Origin of the sequence: Gluconobacter sp. Dm-62 (assembly GCF_018256155.1) — a bacterium.
Classification (GTDB): Bacteria; Pseudomonadota; Alphaproteobacteria; order Acetobacterales; family Acetobacteraceae; genus Gluconobacter.
On the sequence record NZ_JAERLY010000002.1, the window covers coordinates 26,355 to 44,759 of the forward strand.

The window sequence follows — 18,405 nt, forward strand, 5'->3', positions numbered from 1 at the left end:
AGGAGTATTTCATGAGCCTCAAGATCCGCCTTGCACGTGCAGGTGCCAAGAAGCGTCCCTACTACCACATCGTTGTTGCCGACAGCCGCAGCCCGCGCGATGGCCGTTTCATCGAGAAGGTCGGTTCCTACAACCCGATGCTGCCGGCTGACCATGCCGACCGTATCCGTCTCGTTGACGAGCGCATCAAGCACTGGCTGTCCAACGGCGCCCTCGCAACGGACCGCGTTGCCCGCTTCCTCGGCAATGCAGGCCTGGCTCCGAAGCCGACCTACAACGAGCAGCCGAAGCAGTCCGCTCCGAAGGCAAAGGCTCAGGAGCGCGCCAAGGCTGCTGCCGCCGCTGCTGCCGCAGCCTGATTAAGCTGTTTTTCAGGAAGTCCGAGACGTGCCCCGCTTCAACCCTGACAGTGATGTCCTGATTGCCACCGTCGGTCGCCCGCACGGTGTTCGCGGTCTGGTGCATCTTCATGCTGCCACAGACGATCCGGCTACGGTCGAGATGCTGGGTGCGCTGCATGACGGGCAGGGGAAGGCGTGGACGGCGCGCTGGGTTTCAGCAGGCGTGGCTGCCCTGACGGATGCCGATAGGCAGGATCTTCCTGACCGTACGGCTGCCGAACGGATGGTCAACGTCAAGCTGTATGTTCCGCGCACCGTTCTTCCGGAAACCGGGGACGACGAGTTCTATCATGCTGATCTGATCGGCATGACGGCGGTCTCGGAAGACGGGGAAGTCCTGGGAACGGTTGCGGTGGTTCACGATTACGGCGCGGGCGTCAGCCTCGAAGTGGATCGTGGGCTGATCGTACCGTTCACACTGGCCTGCGTGCCCCGCGTGGACCTTGCAAAACGGGAAGTGGTTCTCATCCCTCCCGTTGAAGTCGAGGTTGAGGGAGATCTGTCCGGCGAGGTCCAGGTGCGGGCATGAGCTGGCGCGCGGACATCCTGACCCTTTTCCCCGACATGTTCCCGGGGCCGCTGGGGTTTTCCCTTGCGGGCCGGGCGCTGGAGCGGGGGATCTGGTCCTGTGAGGCGCATGATCTGCGCCAGCACGGACTGGGGCGTCACCGGGCCGTGGATGACACGCCCTTTGGTGGCGGAGCCGGCATGGTGATGCGGGCAGATGTTCTGGATACGGCCCTCTCGGCGCTTCCCGCGCTGGATGGCCGTCCGGTTGTCTATCCGACACCGCGGGGACGGCGCATGTCGCATGAAGATGCGGAGCGTCTGTCATCCGGGCCGGGGGTCGTGGTTCTGTGTGGTCGCTTCGAAGGGGTGGATGAGCGCGTTCTGGAAAAGCACGATATCGAACAGCTCTGCATGGGCGATGTCGTACTGTCGGGGGGGGAAATTCCCGCCCTGACACTTCTGGATGCGTGTGTCCGTCTCCTTCCCGGCGTCATGGGATCGGATGTCAGCGGTCAGGACGAGAGCTTCGCCGACGGGCTTCTTGAATATCCACAGTATACCAAGCCGGCAGTGTGGGAGGGGCAGGACGTGCCCGACATTCTTCTCTCCGGCAACCATGGCGCCATCGCCCGCTGGCGCCATGAACAGTCAATCGCCGTCACGAAGGCGCGCCGCCCGGACCTCTGGGATGCGTATCTGGCACGACAGCAGGTCCATTGAAGTTTTGTTTTCAGGAGTTTGGTCATGAACATTATCCAGCAGTATGAGGCGCGCGAGATCGAGCGTCTTTCCGGCGTCCGCGCTGTTCCCGAGTTCATTGCAGGCGACACGGTCCGCGTTGGCGTCCGCGTTGTTGAAGGCACGCGTGAGCGTGTGCAGAGCTTCGAAGGTGTTGTTATCGCCCGTTCCAACAAGGGCCTGAACAGCAACTTCACGGTTCGCAAGATCTCCAACGGTGAAGGCGTCGAGCGCGTGTTCCCGCTGTACGCACCGTCGATCGCCAGCATCGAAGTCGTGCGTCGCGGTAAGGTGCGTCGCGCGAAGCTGTATTATCTGCGTGGCCGTTCGGGCAAGTCCGCCCGTATTGCCGAGCGTCCCCGCGATCTGCCGAAGGCGGACAGCAAGGCCGCTTCCTAAACCGTTCGGAGTAGAGACAGGATGCCCGTTACCAATTCGCCCAGAACCCTTTTTGACAAGATCTGGGACGATCATGTCGTCGAACGTCTCGAGGACGGGACGTGCATCCTCTACATCGACCGGCACCTCGTCCATGAGGTGACAAGCCCGCAGGCTTTTGAAGGTCTGCGGCTGTCCGGGCGTCGCGTGCGTCGTCCGGATGCCACGGTGGCCGTGGTGGACCACAACGTCCCCACGTCCGACCGTTCCAAGCCGATCGAGGAGCCGCAGAGCCGCCTCCAGATCGAAACGCTTGAGAAGAATGTCGCCGAATTTGGCGTTCCCTATTTTCCGCTGCGCTCCGCATCGCAAGGCATCGTGCATGTCGTCGGGCCTGAGCAGGGTATTTCGCTGCCGGGAATGACGATCGTCTGCGGCGACAGCCATACCTCCACGCATGGAGCCCTTGGCTCGCTGGCGTTCGGGATCGGCACGTCCGAGGTCGAGCATGTGCTTGCGACCCAGACGATCCTGCAGAAGCCCGCGAAGAACATGCGAGTCTCCGTCGAGGGCAAGGTCGGCCCCGGCGTGACCGCCAAGGACATCATGCTGGCCATCATCGGCCGGATCGGTACCGCTGGCGGCACCGGGCATGTCATTGAATTTGCAGGATCCGCGATCCGTGATCTGGACATGGCCGGCCGTATGACGCTGTGCAACATGTCCATCGAAGGCGGCGCGCGTGCGGGGCTTGTGGCCCCTGACGAGACGACGTTTGCGTATGTGAAGGGCCGTCCCTTCGCCCCCAAGGGTGAAGCGTTCGAGCAGGCCTGTGACTACTGGCGCAGTCTGGCATCTGACGAGGGTGCTTACTTCGATACCGAAGTCACGCTCGCCGCTGAAGAGATCATCCCATCCGTCACATGGGGCACCAGCCCGCAGGATGTGCTGCCGATCGACGGTTCCGTGCCGTCTCCGTCGGACGTTGCCGATCCGGCCCGTGCGGCCCAGATCCAGCGTGCGCTGGACTATATGGGGCTTGAAGCCGGGCAGAAAATTGCCGGGACGCCTGTGGATGTCGTGTTCATCGGCTCCTGCACCAACAGCCGTCTGGAAGATCTGCGCGCTGCTGCGGATGTGGTCCGCGGACGGCACGTGGCCGAGAACGTTCGCGCCATGGTTGTTCCGGGCTCCGGTCTGGTGAAGCATGCGGCTGAAGCGGAAGGGCTGGACAAGGTTTTCCTTGATGCCGGTTTTGAATGGCGAGAAGCAGGCTGCTCGATGTGTCTGGGAATGAACCCGGACCGTCTGACGCCGGGTCAGCGGTGCGCTTCGACATCCAACCGTAATTTCGAGGGTCGTCAGGGCCCGGATGGCCGCACGCATCTCTGTTCACCCGCAATGGCTGCTGCTGCTGCCGTTACAGGGCATCTGTGCGATGTGCGTGAACTGGTGAGGGAGACCGTCTGATGGACAAATTCACGGAACTGACCGCCATTGCGGCTCCGATGCCGACTGAGAACATCGATACGGACCAGATCATTCCGGCCCGCTTCCTCAAGACCATCCAGCGGACCGGTCTGGGCAAGAGCGCTTTCGCAGCCCAGCGTTATGACGCCGATGGTAACGAAAAGCCGGATTTTGTGCTCAATCAGGAGCCGTACCGGCATGCCGAAATCCTGATTACCTATGATAATCTGGGATGTGGCTCCTCGCGTGAACATGCCCCCTGGGCCCTGCTGGACTTCGGCATCCGCTGCGTCATTGCACCCAGCTTTGCCGACATCTTTTTCAATAACTGCTTCAAGAACGGCATCCTGCCGATCCCGCTGCCGCGCGAGATCTGCGACGAGCTGATGGACGATGCCCGTCAGGGTTCCAATTCGCGTCTGACGGTCGATCTGGAGCGGCAGGTCATTGTGCGTCCGAATGGCGAGACCATTGCGTTTGAGGTCGATCCGTTCCGCCGCCACATGCTGCTGGAAGGGCTGGACGATATCGGACAGACCATGGCGCATGATGCCGAAATCAGCAGTTTTGAGCATCGTCCCAGCCGTGCCTGGGTGCCGTCAATTACCATAGGGACTGCAAAATGAGCGACGCACACAAGCTTCTGGTTCTGGCCGGAGACGGGATCGGCCCGGAAGTCATGCGCGAAGTCGCGCGGATTGTGCACTGGATGAGTGCACATCGCGGGCTGAAGCTTGAAATCACGGAAGAACTCGTTGGTGCAGCTTCGCTTGCCGTGCATGGCGTGCCGATCCGTGATGAAGTCGTTGAACTGGCTCGCCAGTCTGATGCAGTGCTGTTTGGTTCGGTCGGTGATCCGGCCTGGAGCCATGTCGGGTTTGACAAGCGTCCGGAAGTTGCGATCCTCAAGCTGCGCAAGGAATTGCAGCTGTTCGCCAATCTGCGTCCGGCCAAGCTGTTTGATGCCCTGATCGATGCGTCCGCGCTGAAGCCTGAAGTGGTGCGTGGACTGGATCTGATGATCGTCCGTGAGACGGTTGGCGGCATCTATTTCGGTGAACCGCGTGGGATCGAGACGCTGGCGGACGGTTCGCGCCGCGGCATCAACACGGAAGTCTACACGACTTCTGAAATCGAGCGTGTGGCTCGCGTTGCTTTCGATCTGGCCCGCAAGCGCGACAACCGCGTGTGTTCGGTCGAGAAGTGCAATGTCATGGAGAGCGGCCTTCTGTGGAAGGAAGTCGTAACGGACATTCACAAACGCGAATATCCTGACGTTCAGCTTTCCCACATGCTGGCCGATAACTGCGCGATGCAGCTTGTACGTGATCCGAACCAGTTCGATGTCATTGTGACGGGTAATCTGTTTGGAGACATCCTGTCTGATCTGGCGTCCATGCTAACGGGCTCGCTCGGAATGCTGCCGTCTGCAACGCTTGGTCCGGTTCGCGCCGATGGCAAGCGCAATGCTCTATACGAGCCGATTCATGGCAGTGCGCCGGATATTGCAGGCAAGGGGATCGCCAATCCGCTGGCGCAGATCCTGTCTTTTGCGATGTTGCTGCGTTATTCGCTCAATCGTGCTGAGGACGCGGACCTGATTGAAACGGCAGTCTCCAATGTTCTGGCTTCGGGCTTGCGTACCGGTGACATTATGTCGCCAGGGATGGCGCGAGTTGGGACTGAAATGATGGGGCAGGCGGTTCTTCGTGAAATGGAAAAGCTGGCCTGAGTTTTCCTGTTCTGGTTTTCCGATACTGTCGGCATCAAGGCGTCTTCCTGTCAGGGAGGCGCCTTTTTTGTTGAACTGAGCCAGGTGAGCTGTGGTCAAAGCTGTAGGAACGCGTTTAGGATCATGCCGCCAAAATGATCCGGAAACCTGTCATGTCTTTTATTGCCGACCGTCTGAACCGTATTCTCCCCAGCCAGACGATTGCCGTGACCCAGAAAGCGCGCGCCCTGAAAGCCGAGGGGCGCGATATCATCAGCCTTTCGGCAGGTGAGCCAGATTTCGATACGCCTGACTTCATCAAGCGGGCAGCGATCCGGGCCATCGAAGCAGGCAAGACGAAATACACGGACGTTGCGGGGACGCTTGAACTGCGCAAAGCAGTAGCGGCGCGTCTGAACGCAGATTTCGATCTCGACTACAAAGCTGAGGAAATCTGCGTCTCAACGGGTGGCAAGCAGGTTATTTACAATGTCATGGTCTCCACGCTGAATGCGGGCGATGAGGTCATTATCCCGGCACCGGCATGGGTCTCCTATCCTGATATCGTGACGCTGGCAGATGGAACCCCCGTCATCATCCAGACGGCAGCGGAAAACGGTTTTCGTCTGACGGCAGATCAACTTCGTGCCGCGATTACGCCGCGTACAAAGTGGCTCTGTCTGAATTCGCCCTGCAATCCGACAGGTGCGGCTTACGATACCGAGGCGCTCAAGGCGCTGACGGATGTGCTGCTGGACTATCCGGATATCTGGATCCTGACGGACGATATGTACGCCAAGCTTCTGTATGACGGGGCAGTTGCCAAAACCATTGTACAGGTCGAACCGCGTCTGCGTTCACGCACTGTGACGATGAATGGTGTGTCCAAAGCCTATGCCATGACAGGCTGGCGGATCGGGTTTGCAGCAGCGCCTGTTGAACTCACACGGCAGCTTGTCAAACTCCAGGGGCAGAGCACGAGCAATCCGTGCTCCATTGCCCAGGCCGCAGCCCAGGAAGCCGTATCCGGCCCGCAGACTTTCATTTCGGAAATGGTCGCGGTCTATCAGGAACGCCGCAATCTGGTGGTCGGGATGCTGAATGAGGCGCCGGGTCTGAGCTGTGCTCTTCCTGAAGGCGCATTTTATGCTTTCCCGTCCATCGCCGGAACATTGGGCAAGACCAGCAAAGGTGGTCGCCTGATTGATGGTGACGAAGCCTTTGTGACGGCTCTGCTGGAGGAAACAGGGGTTGCGGCGGTGCATGGTACGGCCTTTCTCACGCCGGGCTATTTCCGCATTTCCTATGCGACCAGCACGGAGCTTCTGATGGAAGCCTGCACCCGGATCCAGACGTTCTGTCAGGGGCTTTCATGAGCTTCACCATAGCCTCCCGTCTGGCCGATCTTCCCCGTCCCGCAACGATCGCCATGGCGGCCCGTGCGCGTGAACTGAAGGCGCAGGGTGCGGACGTCATATCTCTAGCGCTGGGGCAGCCGGATTTTCCGTCGCCTCCCGAAGCGATCGAAGCCGCTTATGCGGCGGCAAAGGCCGGGGATACGGGATATCCGCCGATCCCGGGTCAGAAGCCGCTGATTGAGGCCATCATCCGGAAATTCCGGCGGGATAACGGTCTGGACGTCACCTCCGATCGGATCATGGTTGCGAATGGTGGCAAGCAGGTCATCTTCAATGCGCTGATGGCGTCGCTGGAAGTCGGCGACGAGGTCATTGTCCCGGCACCATACTGGGTCAGTTATCCGTTGATCACCCGGATGCTTGGCGGGGTTCCGGTCGAGATCAGCTGTCGGGAAGAAAATGGTTTCCGTCCTGATCCTGAAGCGATCCGCGAGGCCATCACCCCGCAGACGAAATGGCTGGTCCTGAATTTCCCGAACAATCCGACCGGTGCCATCCTCGAACGGCAGGATCTGGAAGCCATTGCGGATGTACTGCGCGCGGCGCCGCATGTTCTGGTGATGAGCGACGAGATCTATGAGCATCTGACGTTCGACGGGAAGAAGCACCTGTCGCTGCTGAGTGTTGCGCCGGATCTGGCAGACCGTATCCTGATCGTGAACGGCATGGCGAAGGCTTATGCCATGACGGGCTGGCGGGTCGGGTTCGCCTGTGGGCCGGTTCCGCTGATCCAGGCCATGGTGGCGGTTCAGGGTAATTCCACGTCTGGCGTCTGCACGCTTGCGCAGGCCGGATCGGTCGCCGCTCTGGATGGCGATGCCGACGGGATCGCCCGAATGCTGGAGACCTATGAACGCCGCCGCGGTCTGGTCGTGGGTATGTTGCAGAAGGTGCCCGGCCTGACCTGTGTGGTGCCGGATGGTGCGTTCTATGCCTATCCGGGCATTGCGGCTCTGATCGGCAGAACGTCGGGGCAGGGACGCGTGCTCGACACGGATGTGGCTTTTGCGGAGGCGCTTCTGGACGAGGCGCATGTTGCGACCGTGCCGGGTTCGGCCTTCGGATACAGTCCGTATCTGCGTCTGTCTTTTGCGGCTTCGGATGAGCAGCTGGTCGAGGCCTGCCGCCGTATCGCGCAGTTTGTGGGTGATATCCGACCTGCCTGACAGGCATGGACGCAAAGGCGTGGGAATGGCAGAATTGGGCCATGACGAAGACAATCCCTCCCTTCTCCGAACTGTCTTTCCCCCGGCCTGACGAACAGTCTCTCAAGGCCCGTTATGACGCCATCGCGTCCCTGCTTGATGCCGGCGACCGTGTGGAAGCTCTACACGCTTTTGATGCTATCCGGCGCGAGTATGAGTCGTGGGCGTCGCATGTGCATCTGCAGTTTTCGCGCAATACGCAGGATGAAGCTGCGAAGGCTGGTCGTGACTATGCAGACCGGCTCTCCCCGGTCGCGACCGATCATGAGGTGACCGTCAAGAAGCGCCTTCTGGCCGATCCCGACCGCGAAGGCCTTGAGGCCATCGTCACGCTACATGTCGTCCGGCTCTGGGAATCTGACACGACGACTTTCGATCCGCGCATCAGCACGGATCTTGAAGAAGAGGCGCGTCTCGCCGGAGAGTACACGGCGCTTCTGGCTGCTGCGAAAATCCCCTTTGATGGCAAGACGCTTAACCTGTCCGGGCTTGTGCCTTACCTTCAAGGGATGGATCGGGATGTTCGCCATGCGGCCGAGGCGGCGCGCTGGGCGTTCTTCGAGGAAAATGGTACGGAGCTCGATGCTCTTTACGGCAAGCTTGTCGCTTTGCGTGACCGGATGGCGAAGACGCTTGGTTTCGAAAACTATATCGAACTGGGTTACCGTCGGATGCGGCGGACAGATTACGGTCCCGAGCAGGTTGCGACATTTCGCGAGAAAGTTCTGGCCTATGTCACCCCGCTGATCAGTTCGCTCATGGAGCGCCGACGCCTTAAAATGGGCTGGGACAAGGTGATGGCGTGGGATGAGGCCCTGATTGACCTGCAGGGAAATCCCGGACCTGCGGGCGATCATGATCTTCTGGTGGCGCGCGCGGAGGGTATGTTCCGTGACCTCGATCCATCAGGCGAAATGGCAGATTTTTACGCGCAGATGCGGGATCTGGGCTATCTCGACCTGAAGAACCGAGACGGCAAGGCAGGGGGCGGTTTCTGCACGTCCTTCCCAACGGTTGGAACGCCCTACATCTTTGCCAATTTCAACGGCACCCATAATGATATTGGCGTTTTCACGCATGAAATGGGACATGCGTTCCAGAACTGGAAAAGCCGTGACCTGCCGTGGATCGACCAGCTCTGGCCGACCATGGAAGCTGCCGAAATTCATTCGATGGGACTGGAGTTCCTGACCTGGCCGCAGATTGGCGAACTGGTTGAGGACGGTGCGGCGGATCGCTATCGTCGGATGCATCTGATCGATGCCCTGTCATTCTTCCCTTATGGCGTGTGTGTGGATCACTTTCAGCATGAGGTTTACGCGCATCCGGAGATGACGTCCGAAGAGCGTCATCAGACCTGGGAGCGGCTTGAAAAGCTTTATATGCCGTGGAGGGACTGGGGCGATCTGGCTTATCCGGCGAAGGGTAGACGCTGGCAGGCGCAGCTCCATATCTATCGGCTGCCGTTCTATTACATCGATTATGCACTGGCGCAGTGCTGTGCGTTGCAGCTCTGGCTGGGGTCACGTCTTGATCGGGAAGGGACACTGGAAACCTATCGCAAGCTTTGCGCTGAAGGCGGCTCAAAGCCGTTCGCGCAGCTTGTCTCTGAGGCCGGGCTGACCTCTCCGTTCGAGGCCGATGTTCTGGCAGAAGTCGTGCATGAAGCCGAGCAGGTGCTCGCCCTCTGAATATGGGATGAGGCTCCGGAAAAAAGCCGGAGCCTCAATGCGTTATCCGCGTTTGTTCCAACTGGAAATGAGGTCCAGAACAGCTTGCGGGGACATACTGCGGGCATTGCCCAGAGCAGTCGATCCGTCGCCATTCAGGGCGTGACCGTCTGGTGTCACGATGATGACGGTCGGCACTGCCTTGATGGTCACGCCGTAACGTGCAGCCAGGTCAAGATTGGTATTGATGCGTCCGACATTGACCGGGACCACGACAAACTGGCTATCGAGCCAGCGTGCGGCGTCGGGCAGGGCAAAAATGCCGCCGAGCATTTTGCAGTCCGGGCACCAGTTGCCGCCGAAATCCAGCAGAACCTTGCGATGGGTCCTTTGTGCCAGAGCAAAGGCCTGCGCTACCTGCTCACGAGCGACCGCTGTGTCTGGATAGGGTGTGGCGACAGGAGGGGCTGAAGTTTCGGTCAACTGAGGGGCAGGCACGGCTGGCACAGTAGATGCGGCCTGTGCCGGCAGAACTGCGGTGAGCGCCAGACCGAGGCCGGCAGCGGCAAGAAGGGAACGGCGCATGAAAAAGGCTTTCATTGATGTTGTCCTCTGCATGCCATAACGCAGAAAGACGAGAACAGATGATTAAAGCCCAATTTCCATGAAAGGTCATGCGTTTGAAAAAACCATCAGCACGTCCGCAAGCGACTTCTCAGCGTGAGGTCAGTGTAACGGAAACCCTGATCCGCACTGCAACCCTCGTCGTGTTGACGCTCGCATTCGCGTCGATATTCCGCTTCTGGCAGCCGGCGATCAAACTTGCGCAGCATGTGGCAGGCACATCAGCCTGGCAGGAGCTCTACAGCCTGTTCCATATTGAATCAGGCCTTGGGCGGGAACAGCTGATTCTGACCGGTATTATGATTGTCTGCTTCCTGCTTGCGCTCGCGATACAGTTTATTGGACTGATTGTTTTCCAGCGAATCAGGAAACGCTGGAGCTGACAGGCTCTAGCGCGGGAAGGGACGCCTCAAAGCCGAGGCAGCAGCCAGACACCAGGCGATCATGAGCATCGTGCCGCCATAAGGCGCGATCCGTCCGATTGATATGGAACCAAGTTTCAGGTTGAAGAGCGCGAGCAGGGTGACTGGTACGCAGAACAGAACCATGCCTATCGCCATGCACAGACAGGAAAGCCGGATCAGTTTTGGCGACAGGCGGGCTGCGTTTAAAGAGAGTATGCAAAGCCCCAGCGCATGCCACATCTGGATTTCAACAGCAGAATGCAGCATGTCCCGGCCGTTCGGAACGGCAAAAAGGCGGTCCGGAAGGTGGGCGGACAGTGCCCCCAGCATGACGCCCGCTGCGGCGGACAGGGTGGCGAAAACGAAACTTCCGCGGATCAGATCGGGCATATTGGAGCGGACAGGATTTGCGGACATGCCGTGAATGTATCATGTGTTGTCTGAACAGCGAATGAGAGACTGTCATGAGTGGATTGTCAGTCTGTCGCGGCCTGTCTCTTTGGGGCAGGCGCGTTTGAAAAAGGAAGCTTCGATGACTGTTTCATATCTCCGCCTGTGCCTGTCCGCTGGCCTTATTGCTGGTCTGGCTGCCTGTAATGCTCCTGATGCACCGCCGGCGCCTGCGCTTCCGAGTGTGGCCTCGACTTACAAGCTGACCACGGGGGATGCAGCGTTCATCCAGCAGGTCGACGAAATGGATCAGACCCAGATTGCCATTGCGACGCTTGCCGCAACTCACAGCAACAGCGACGTAATCAAAGCGTTTGCGACAACCGTGCAGGGTGACCACACGACCAACCAGAAGGCCGTAGCCAAGATTGCATCGGATGCCAACCTGACGTTAGCCGCCAAGATCGATGCAGCCGATCAGGAGCACGTCGATTCGTTTTCCCACCTTTGCGGGGCAGCCTTCGATCGCATGTTCCTGCGTGATGTCGTAAGCACGCGGACAGCAGATCTGGGTAAGGCCATTACGACGGCCAAGGCCTCAGGGGGCACGCCTGACGTGAAGACGCTTGCTTCGGACACAGACAAGATGCTGACAGATCACACGTCCCGGGCGCATGACCTGATGGGTGATCACACGATCAGCCATCATGCAAAACACAAACGAAACCGCTGAAAACAGAAACTGGTTAGAGCATGAGCATTCGCATCGACAGGATTGTGACCCGTGGTGGAGATGGGGGACAGACATCACTTGGAGACGGGACGCGTGTCTCCAAGTCGTCTGACCGTATCGAGGCGATGGGAACTGTTGATGAACTCAATGCCCATTTGGGGATTTTGTGCTGTTCCTTGGTGCAGGATCCCCGGACTGCCGGACTTGAAGGCGAGGTTCGGCAGATCCAGTCCTGTCTGTTCGATCTGGGCGCAGATCTCTGTCTGCCTGACCCCGAGCGGGCACCCAGTCTGACATCAGAAGCCAGCATTTGGCTTGAATCCAGACTTGAAGACATGCGCCAACACCAGCAGGAACTCAGAAGTTTCATCCTGCCAGGGGGGAGCGCTGTTGCAGCTCAGGCGCATCTTGCAAGAACGGTGGCGCGCCGTGCCGAGCGTCGGGTTGCCGTTTTGGAGCAGCCTCCCAAAGAAGCGCTTCGTTTTCTCAACAGACTGTCTGATTACTTCTTTGTTCTTGCCCGTCATGCCAATAATCATGGTGAAACGGATATTCTCTGGTCTCCGGGACGTTGGAATCAGAAGAAAATATAAGCATGCGGCCATTACCCTGATGACAGAGCACGCATGAAGTGCTAGGAAAATCGGGTCAGAACGCTGGAGATCCTCCAGGCGAGTCGACTTTTCATATCCTTGTCAGGACATGTCGTTGCTGAGTGGGCTGACGCCCGGTCAGCCTTTCTGTCTTTCGGCAGACCTGTCCCGCAGGGGAAAAATCTACAAATATCATATTGGTTGAAAAATACAGAATGCAGGACGAGCATCAGGTTAACGAAGAAGACAAGCTGCGGCAGGCTCTGGCCCGTCTGGGTGCAGGAGCATCTTCCCGCGCTCCCAAATCGCGGCCTGTCACTGCTACCCCCGAGCGTCGTCGACGTTTTGTTCGTGACGGACAGGTGGTGGTCGAACATCAGGGTAGCCGCGGAATTGCCGCGCGCAATCCCAGTCAGGAAGATCAAGAAGAAATCGAGCGCCTGCGGCAGTCGGTCAAGCGCGAGCAGCGTCGGTGGGAAGAAGCCGAGCGGAGCCTGATGGAAATCAGGTCCCAGCTCAAGGCGTTCGAAACGCGCGAAGCTCATGCGAAGATCCAGATTACGGAACTGAACCGCGAGCTGCGTGAAAACCAGGATGCGATCCAGACGCTGAAGGCTTCTCTGCATCAGGCGCGCGAACAGGCTGCCGAAGCGGCCCGTCGTACGCCCCGTCCGGTCGGGCGCCCCCGCAAGGAAGTTGCTCCGGAAGCTGTAGAGATGGCGGGAACAGAAGTTTCCGAACAGGAGCCTGTGCAGTGGTGGGTGAAGGCCTGATCACAGGCCTTCACGTTTCACTTATGCTTACTGTGACTGTTTGACCTGCCGCCCGAACCAGAGCAGCACCCCACAAAAGACAGCCCAACCCAGCCCGGCATTGAGCAGGGCTGGTATAGGAAGTGCCAGCGTATCGGCGCTTCCTGTAGCTCCCGCCATTGCCGCCAAAGCAACGCCGATCAGGCTTTCTCCCACGATAAAGCCTGATGCGATCATTGTTCCCTGTTCTTTGGGGAAACGCCGCAGTAGCCATCCAAGCCCGGCGCCAATGCCGATTGTGACGGAGACATCTGCCGGAAGGTAGATTCCCATACCAACGGCCAGCGGCGGAAGGGCCAGATTACGGCGGTGCAGCACAATATCCAGCACCACCAGAACCACGCCAAGTGCCGCTCCGATTTCCAGCATGAGCCAGTCAAGCTGGTGAGTCAGAATGCCGGTTGCGATGGCTGCCATCAGTGCGGGTTGTGGCGCGGCAAGGGCGCGTGACGGGTCCATATCCGCGCGCGGCATGGCGCCGGTAAAGCCATAAGCCTGATACAGGACCTGAAGCACCCAGGGGATGACGATCGCACCGACCGCGCAGCCGATCAGCAAGGCAATCTCCTGCTTCCAGGGGGCTGCACCAACGAGTTGGCCGGTCTTGAGGTCCTGAAGGTTATCGTTTGAAACGGCTGCCGATGCCGTGATTGCGGACAGGACGAACAGCCCGAAAGCAATGGCAACCGGGCGCTGCCCGACCGTGAGAAGGCCGCCGCTCTCCAGTCCCCAGAGGGCGACTGAAATCGCAATGATCGCAATGATTCCAACGCCGGAAATTGGCGAGGATGACGAGCCGATGATACCAGCCATGTAGCCACAGGCGCTCGCGACCAGAAAGCCCAGTCCGAAACAGGCGATGAGGCCGATCAAAATCAGGGTCCCCAGTGCACCACCATGCGGCATGACGGGCCACAGGAAATAGGCGAACAGTCCGGCAAGCAGAATTGCAAGCCCGGCACACAGGCCGATCAGCGTTCTGGGAGAGAGATCGCGGTCGCTGTCATCGCCGGTTGCGAGATGAGTGACGGAGAGAGCTTCTTTAAGGCCCTGCGCCACTGGCCGTGCAAGAGCCAGCAATGTCCAGATTGCAGCAACCGCAATGGTTCCGGCGCCGATGAACCTGACTTTGTGCAGCCAGAGACCTGTAGCTTCAGCCAGTGGGGTGGCTGAAGGGGCAAGATGACCCAGAACCGGCACCATGATGCCCCAGGCCAGTATTACGCCGAGCAACATGGCGATCCCGCCGCCGATCCCGACCAGGTATCCGGTGCCCAGCAGGGCAAGCGAGAAACTTCCATTCAGGCGGAAGGCTGACGACCCGACAACGGTTGCGGCAGAAAAACCGTCTGACAGGAGACGTAGTCCCGAAGTTGCAAAGGCAATCACGCCTGAAATGATTGTGCCCAGCGTCAGTGATCGCAGGCTTCTGGCATCTCCCTCTGGCGATGAAGCGCGTAGAATTTCTGCGCAGGCTGTTCCTTCGGGGTAGGGCAGGTCGGAATTGCTCACAAGCGCGCGTCGGAGCGGGATGGTGAAGACAACACCAGTCATGCCACCCGCCATGGTTAGCAGGAGCGTGATGACATATGGAAATTCATGCCAGTACCCGACCATGATGAGGGCTGGGAACGCCGCAAACACACAGGACAGGGTGCCCGCTGCGGAGGCCTGGGTCTGGACCATGTTGTTTTCCAGCATGGTCCCGCCGCCCAGGAGACGCAGGACCGCCATCGAAATGATCGTAGCTGGAATGGACGAGCCAAAGGTCAGTCCGATCTTCAGACCCAGATAGACGTTCGCTGCCGTAAATACGACTGTGATGAGGGCTCCGAGAATAATCCCGCGGAGGGTCAGTTCGCGACTGTCCATGTATTTCTGTTCCGAAATGATGGCAGATACAGAACATTCTGCTCTGTCCGCATGCCGGGCCGTTCAGGCGGCAACCGTTATCGTGGAACGGATTGCCGCTTTTGTCTGAGGTCTGTCAGGCCTGACGTTTTATTTACTGGGTGTGGCTGTGGAATGCGACCGGAGTGAGATGCTCGCGGTTATAGCCCAGCTCGCCATGGGTCAGCTGATAGCCGATTTCCAGCGTGTATGGATTTTCCTGCATCATGTTTTCGCTGCCGGGAAGATCGATCAGTCGCAGGTTGGTCCGAACCGACTGTGTGCTGACATTGGCCGGGAAGCGGAAGCTGTCAGTAAAGACTTTTTTGTCCACGATCTTGCCGTCACGCATGATGACGATGAAATATGGCACGTCGATCATGCTGCTGGTTGCGGCTGGCCCACGGGTCAGGTTCATCGCAAGACTCAAGCGCGTACGGACGGTCTGGTGGCCGTGCGGTCCATCCGGGCCACGCTCGCAGTCCCCGGAAAGGGAGGCGATCTGAGCGTGACTCACGAGACTGCCGATATCCGCACTCTTGCCGTCATAGACAAACTGGTCCGCTGCCGAACCCGGAATATCGAGCGCCGGACAGGCGGGTGCGAAGAAACTCGGGTTGGATTCGTCGCAGCCGGCCAGACTCGAAAGTGCCACGAAGGCAAAAGCCGGAGCAAACAGGGGCGAGGCGAAGCGCCGGATGGCTGGCATCAGCTGAAGAAACTCCCACAAAGCGGCCCGGACGTTGCGACGAGAGGCAATCCGGTCGATACTGGTCCTACATATCGAACTCCGCCCGCTTGGGGAACACCATGTCAGAACAGACGACTTTCGCTCCTTCCCGCACCGATGGTGTGGAAGCCCATAAAACCCTTCGCGTCCTGCTCGCCGGTCCGCGTGGCTTCTGTGCCGGCGTGGACCGTGCCATCCGTGTCGTGGAAGAGGCCCTGCGTCGTTATGGTGCTCCGGTCTATGTCCGCCACGAGATCGTCCATAACCGGACGGTCGTTGAAGGACTGGAAGCCAAGGGCGCCATTTTCGTCGAGGAACTGGACGAGGTTCCCGAAGACGGACACGTCGTTTTCTCGGCCCATGGCGTTCCCAAGGCCGTGCCGGCAGAAGCCCAGCGCCGCAACCTGCTGTATCTGGATGCGACCTGCCCGCTGGTGTCGAAGGTTCATCGTGAAGCCGAGCGTCACTTCGCAGGCGGTGGCCCGGACCAGCTTCATATCCTCATGATCGGCCATGCGGGCCATCCGGAAGTCGTGGGCACGATGGGCCAGCTTCCGCCGGGCGCCGTCACGCTCATCAACGATGCGGAAGAAGCCCGCACGATCCAGCCGGAAGATCCCGCAAAGCTGGCTTTCATCACGCAGACCACGCTGTCTGTCGATGATACGGCCGAGATTGTGGACATCCTGCGCTCACGCTTCCCGCTGATCGAAGGCCCCAAGCGCGAAGACATCTGCTACGCCACGACCAACCGTCAGGAAGCCGTCAAGGCCATCGCGCCCGAAAGTGATCTGGTGATCGTGATCGGCTCGCCAAACTCTTCCAACTCGCAGCGTCTGCGGGAAGTGGCCGAGCGGTCGGGCGCGCGCCGTGCGCTGCTGGTGCCGAAGCTCGAAAATCTGGACTGGAGTGTCCTCGAAGGTGTGGAAACGCTTGGCATCAGTGCCGGTGCGTCCGCTCCCGAGAGCCTCGTGCAGGAAATGGTGACGGCTCTGGCCGAGAAGTACACGCTCAAGATCGAAGAGCGTATCGTCAAGGAAGAGAACATCAACTTCCGTCTGCCTGGCCCCCTGGCTGGCGAGGACGACTGATTTCTCATGGCCGTCTATACGGAACTGGCGGCCGAGACGCTTGAAGCGTTTCTTGGCACTTACGAGATCGGGACGCTGGTCTCGTTTCATGGCATCGCCGAGGGTGTCGAAAACAGCAATTTCCTCCTCCGCACAACGGGGGGGGATTTCATTCTCACGCTGTTCGAGCGCCGGGTGAATGCCGCTGAACTCCCATGGTTTCTGGGGCTTATGCAGCATCTGGCGGGCAGGGGGCTGAACTGCCCACTCCCCGTATCGGACCGGAACGGAAATGCCCTCCGGATTCTTGCGGACCGTCCTGCCGCAATCACGACATTTCTTCCCGGTGTTTCCGCGACCCAGCTTGACGCGGGCCTGTGTCTGGAACTCGGCAAGGCGCTGGCCCGGCTGCACAACGCAGGCGAAGGTTATGACGCGGTCCGTCCAAATGCGCTGTCTCCAGCGGCATGGGGCCCGCTGCTCGAAAGCTGTGGCGAGAGCGGAGACGCGCTTTCACCCGGCCTGACGGCTGAAGTCCGGGCAGCGCTTCAGAAAATCGAAGGTGCGTGGCCGTCTTCGGAGGCTCTTCCGCGCGGTCAGATTCATGCAGACCTGTTTCCGGATAATGTTTTCTTTCAGAACGGGCAGGTGTCCGGGCTGATCGACTTCTATTTCGCCTGTACGGATTTTCTGGCCTACGATCTGGCTATCTGCCTGAACGCCTGGTGCTTCCGTGACGAAAAGACGTTCGAGCCGTCTTTTGCCGCTGCGATCCTTCAGGGTTATGAGAGCATTCGTCCGCTCAGCGAGGCAGAGAAAGCCGCGCTTCCGACCCTGTGTCAGGGCGCTGCCATCCGCTTCCTTCTGACGCGGCTGTATGACTGGATCAACACGCCAGCCAACGCTCTGGTGACCCGCAAAGATCCGCTGGCCTATCTGGTGCGCCTGCGTCATTTCGAAGGCGTTGCTCATGTCTGAGGCGTCAGCGGAACGGCCTCAGGTAGAAATCTGGACGGATGGAGGGTGCAAACCCAATCCGGGGCCAGGGGGATGGGGGGCGCTTCTGATCTGTCGCGGTCAGGAAAAGGAGCTTTTGGGCGGCCATCCGGAGACCACCAACAACCGCATGGAAATGACGGCTGCTGCCGAGGCGCTGGAAGCTCTCAAGCGCCCATGCATCGTAACGCTGCATACGGACAGCGAATATCTGCGCAACGGTATTACCCGCTGGCATACGGGCTGGGTGCGACGGAAATGGCGGAATGCTGCGGGCGATCCTGTGGCCAACATGGATTTGTGGCAGCGAATTCTGGAAGCCGCAAAGCAGCATGAAATCGAATGGCTCTGGGTCAAAGGGCATTCTGGCAATGAAAACAACGAACGTGTGGATCAGCTCGCAACGCGAGGGCGTGAAGAGCTTTGAAAAATGACGGTTTTTCTCAGGTCTTTGAAGGAAAACGAAAAAATCTCCAAAAAAAGTTCATTTAGGGGCTTTACCGACCCCGGCCATTTGGCTACATACCACCTCGCCGGTCCCGAATAGCTCAGTTGGTAGAGCAAGCGACTGTTAATCGCTGGGTCGTAGGTTCGAGTCCTACTTCGGGAGCCAGCCTTTTCTTTGAAAAGGCGCTCCGGCCGCAAAAAAGCTCCCTCTTGGG

General features: G+C 59.2%; 21 protein-coding genes and 1 tRNA gene. 18 read left to right on the top strand and 4 right to left on the bottom strand.

Annotated features, from left to right (window positions below; genetic code table 11):
* The first annotated feature begins 11 nt into the window (after positions 1-11).
* From rpsP to JK202_RS01875, 10 genes are all read left to right on the top strand, one after another.
* A complete protein-coding gene (gene rpsP / locus JK202_RS01830; RefSeq protein WP_211557497.1) occupies positions 12-359 on the top strand; it encodes a 30S ribosomal protein S16 in 348 nt (115 codons plus the stop codon).
* 28 nt (positions 360-387) lie between these two features.
* Positions 388-930 carry a ribosome maturation factor RimM gene (gene rimM, locus JK202_RS01835; protein ID WP_211557498.1) on the top strand — a complete coding sequence of 181 codons (543 nt, stop codon included), beginning with the start codon at positions 388-390 and terminating at the stop codon, positions 928-930.
* A complete protein-coding gene (gene trmD / locus JK202_RS01840; RefSeq protein WP_211557501.1) occupies positions 927-1,631 on the top strand; it encodes a tRNA (guanosine(37)-N1)-methyltransferase TrmD in 705 nt (234 codons plus the stop codon). Before rimM ends, trmD begins: the two co-directional genes overlap by 4 nt.
* A 24-nt stretch (positions 1,632-1,655) precedes the next feature.
* The gene (gene rplS / locus JK202_RS01845; protein ID WP_041110658.1) at positions 1,656-2,048 is read left to right on the top strand and encodes a 50S ribosomal protein L19; all 393 of its coding nucleotides are present in this window, start codon (positions 1,656-1,658) and stop codon (positions 2,046-2,048) included.
* 21 nt (positions 2,049-2,069) lie between these two features.
* Positions 2,070-3,497, top strand: coding sequence for a 3-isopropylmalate dehydratase large subunit (gene leuC, locus JK202_RS01850; RefSeq protein WP_211557503.1), 1,428 nt, complete (start codon positions 2,070-2,072; stop codon positions 3,495-3,497).
* Complete coding sequence (leuD, locus tag JK202_RS01855; RefSeq protein WP_211557508.1) at positions 3,497-4,123, top strand: 3-isopropylmalate dehydratase small subunit; 627 nt, start codon at positions 3,497-3,499, stop codon at positions 4,121-4,123. The genes leuC and leuD overlap by 1 nt, the downstream gene beginning before the upstream one ends.
* Positions 4,120-5,229: a 3-isopropylmalate dehydrogenase gene (gene leuB, locus JK202_RS01860; RefSeq protein ID WP_211557511.1), complete on the top strand. Its 1,110-nt coding sequence runs from the start codon at positions 4,120-4,122 to the stop codon at positions 5,227-5,229. The genes leuD and leuB overlap by 4 nt, the downstream gene beginning before the upstream one ends.
* A 152-nt stretch (positions 5,230-5,381) precedes the next feature.
* A complete protein-coding gene (locus JK202_RS01865) occupies positions 5,382-6,584 on the top strand; it encodes a pyridoxal phosphate-dependent aminotransferase (RefSeq protein WP_211557512.1) in 1,203 nt (400 codons plus the stop codon).
* Complete coding sequence (locus JK202_RS01870; RefSeq protein ID WP_211557514.1) at positions 6,581-7,792, top strand: pyridoxal phosphate-dependent aminotransferase; 1,212 nt, start codon at positions 6,581-6,583, stop codon at positions 7,790-7,792. The genes JK202_RS01865 and JK202_RS01870 overlap by 4 nt, the downstream gene beginning before the upstream one ends.
* Positions 7,793-7,833: 41 nt before the next feature.
* Positions 7,834-9,522, top strand: a complete 1,689-nt coding sequence (locus JK202_RS01875; protein WP_211557516.1) for a M3 family oligoendopeptidase — start codon at positions 7,834-7,836, stop codon at positions 9,520-9,522.
* Between the two features lie 42 nt (positions 9,523-9,564).
* Here the strand turns inward: JK202_RS01875 and JK202_RS01880 are convergent, their stop codons facing one another.
* Positions 9,565-10,086 (bottom strand): thioredoxin family protein, encoded by a 522-nt coding sequence (locus JK202_RS01880; protein WP_249199554.1) that lies wholly within the window; start codon positions 10,084-10,086, stop codon positions 9,565-9,567.
* Positions 10,087-10,175: 89 nt separating this feature from the next.
* On the opposite strand from JK202_RS01880, the gene JK202_RS01885 reads away from it, so the two are divergent.
* Positions 10,176-10,508 carry a hypothetical protein gene (locus JK202_RS01885; protein WP_211557520.1) on the top strand — a complete coding sequence of 111 codons (333 nt, stop codon included), beginning with the start codon at positions 10,176-10,178 and terminating at the stop codon, positions 10,506-10,508.
* 6 nt (positions 10,509-10,514) lie between these two features.
* Here the strand turns inward: JK202_RS01885 and JK202_RS01890 are convergent, their stop codons facing one another.
* A complete protein-coding gene (locus JK202_RS01890; RefSeq protein WP_211557522.1) occupies positions 10,515-10,946 on the bottom strand; it encodes a DUF423 domain-containing protein in 432 nt (143 codons plus the stop codon).
* A 115-nt stretch (positions 10,947-11,061) separates the two neighbouring features.
* On the opposite strand from JK202_RS01890, the gene JK202_RS01895 reads away from it, so the two are divergent.
* From JK202_RS01895 to JK202_RS01905, 3 genes are all read left to right on the top strand, one after another.
* Positions 11,062-11,652: a DUF4142 domain-containing protein gene (locus JK202_RS01895; protein ID WP_211557524.1), complete on the top strand. Its 591-nt coding sequence runs from the start codon at positions 11,062-11,064 to the stop codon at positions 11,650-11,652.
* A gap of 20 nt (positions 11,653-11,672) precedes the next feature.
* A complete protein-coding gene (locus JK202_RS01900) occupies positions 11,673-12,245 on the top strand; it encodes a cob(I)yrinic acid a,c-diamide adenosyltransferase (RefSeq protein ID WP_211557526.1) in 573 nt (190 codons plus the stop codon).
* 215 nt (positions 12,246-12,460) lie between these two features.
* Positions 12,461-13,018: a hypothetical protein gene (locus JK202_RS01905; RefSeq protein ID WP_211557528.1), complete on the top strand. Its 558-nt coding sequence runs from the start codon at positions 12,461-12,463 to the stop codon at positions 13,016-13,018.
* Positions 13,019-13,045: 27 nt separating this feature from the next.
* Here the strand turns inward: JK202_RS01905 and JK202_RS01910 are convergent, their stop codons facing one another.
* Both JK202_RS01910 and JK202_RS01915 read right to left on the bottom strand, forming a co-directional pair.
* Complete coding sequence (locus JK202_RS01910; protein ID WP_211557530.1) at positions 13,046-14,929, bottom strand: OPT family oligopeptide transporter; 1,884 nt, start codon at positions 14,927-14,929, stop codon at positions 13,046-13,048.
* Positions 14,930-15,062: 133 nt separating this feature from the next.
* Positions 15,063-15,656 carry a hypothetical protein gene (locus JK202_RS01915; RefSeq protein ID WP_211557532.1) on the bottom strand — a complete coding sequence of 198 codons (594 nt, stop codon included), beginning with the start codon at positions 15,654-15,656 and terminating at the stop codon, positions 15,063-15,065.
* Positions 15,657-15,757: 101 nt separating this feature from the next.
* Between JK202_RS01915 and ispH the strand changes: the two genes are divergently transcribed.
* From ispH to JK202_RS01935, 4 genes are all read left to right on the top strand, one after another.
* Positions 15,758-16,768 (top strand): 4-hydroxy-3-methylbut-2-enyl diphosphate reductase, encoded by a 1,011-nt coding sequence (gene ispH, locus JK202_RS01920; protein ID WP_062494789.1) that lies wholly within the window; start codon positions 15,758-15,760, stop codon positions 16,766-16,768.
* A 6-nt stretch (positions 16,769-16,774) separates the two neighbouring features.
* Complete coding sequence (locus JK202_RS01925) at positions 16,775-17,725, top strand: homoserine kinase (RefSeq protein WP_211557534.1); 951 nt, start codon at positions 16,775-16,777, stop codon at positions 17,723-17,725.
* Positions 17,718-18,170, top strand: coding sequence for a ribonuclease HI (gene rnhA / locus JK202_RS01930; protein WP_211557536.1), 453 nt, complete (start codon positions 17,718-17,720; stop codon positions 18,168-18,170). The genes JK202_RS01925 and rnhA overlap by 8 nt, the downstream gene beginning before the upstream one ends.
* A 110-nt stretch (positions 18,171-18,280) precedes the next feature.
* Positions 18,281-18,356, top strand: a tRNA-Asn gene (locus JK202_RS01935).
* The last annotated feature ends 49 nt before the right edge of the window (positions 18,357-18,405 follow it).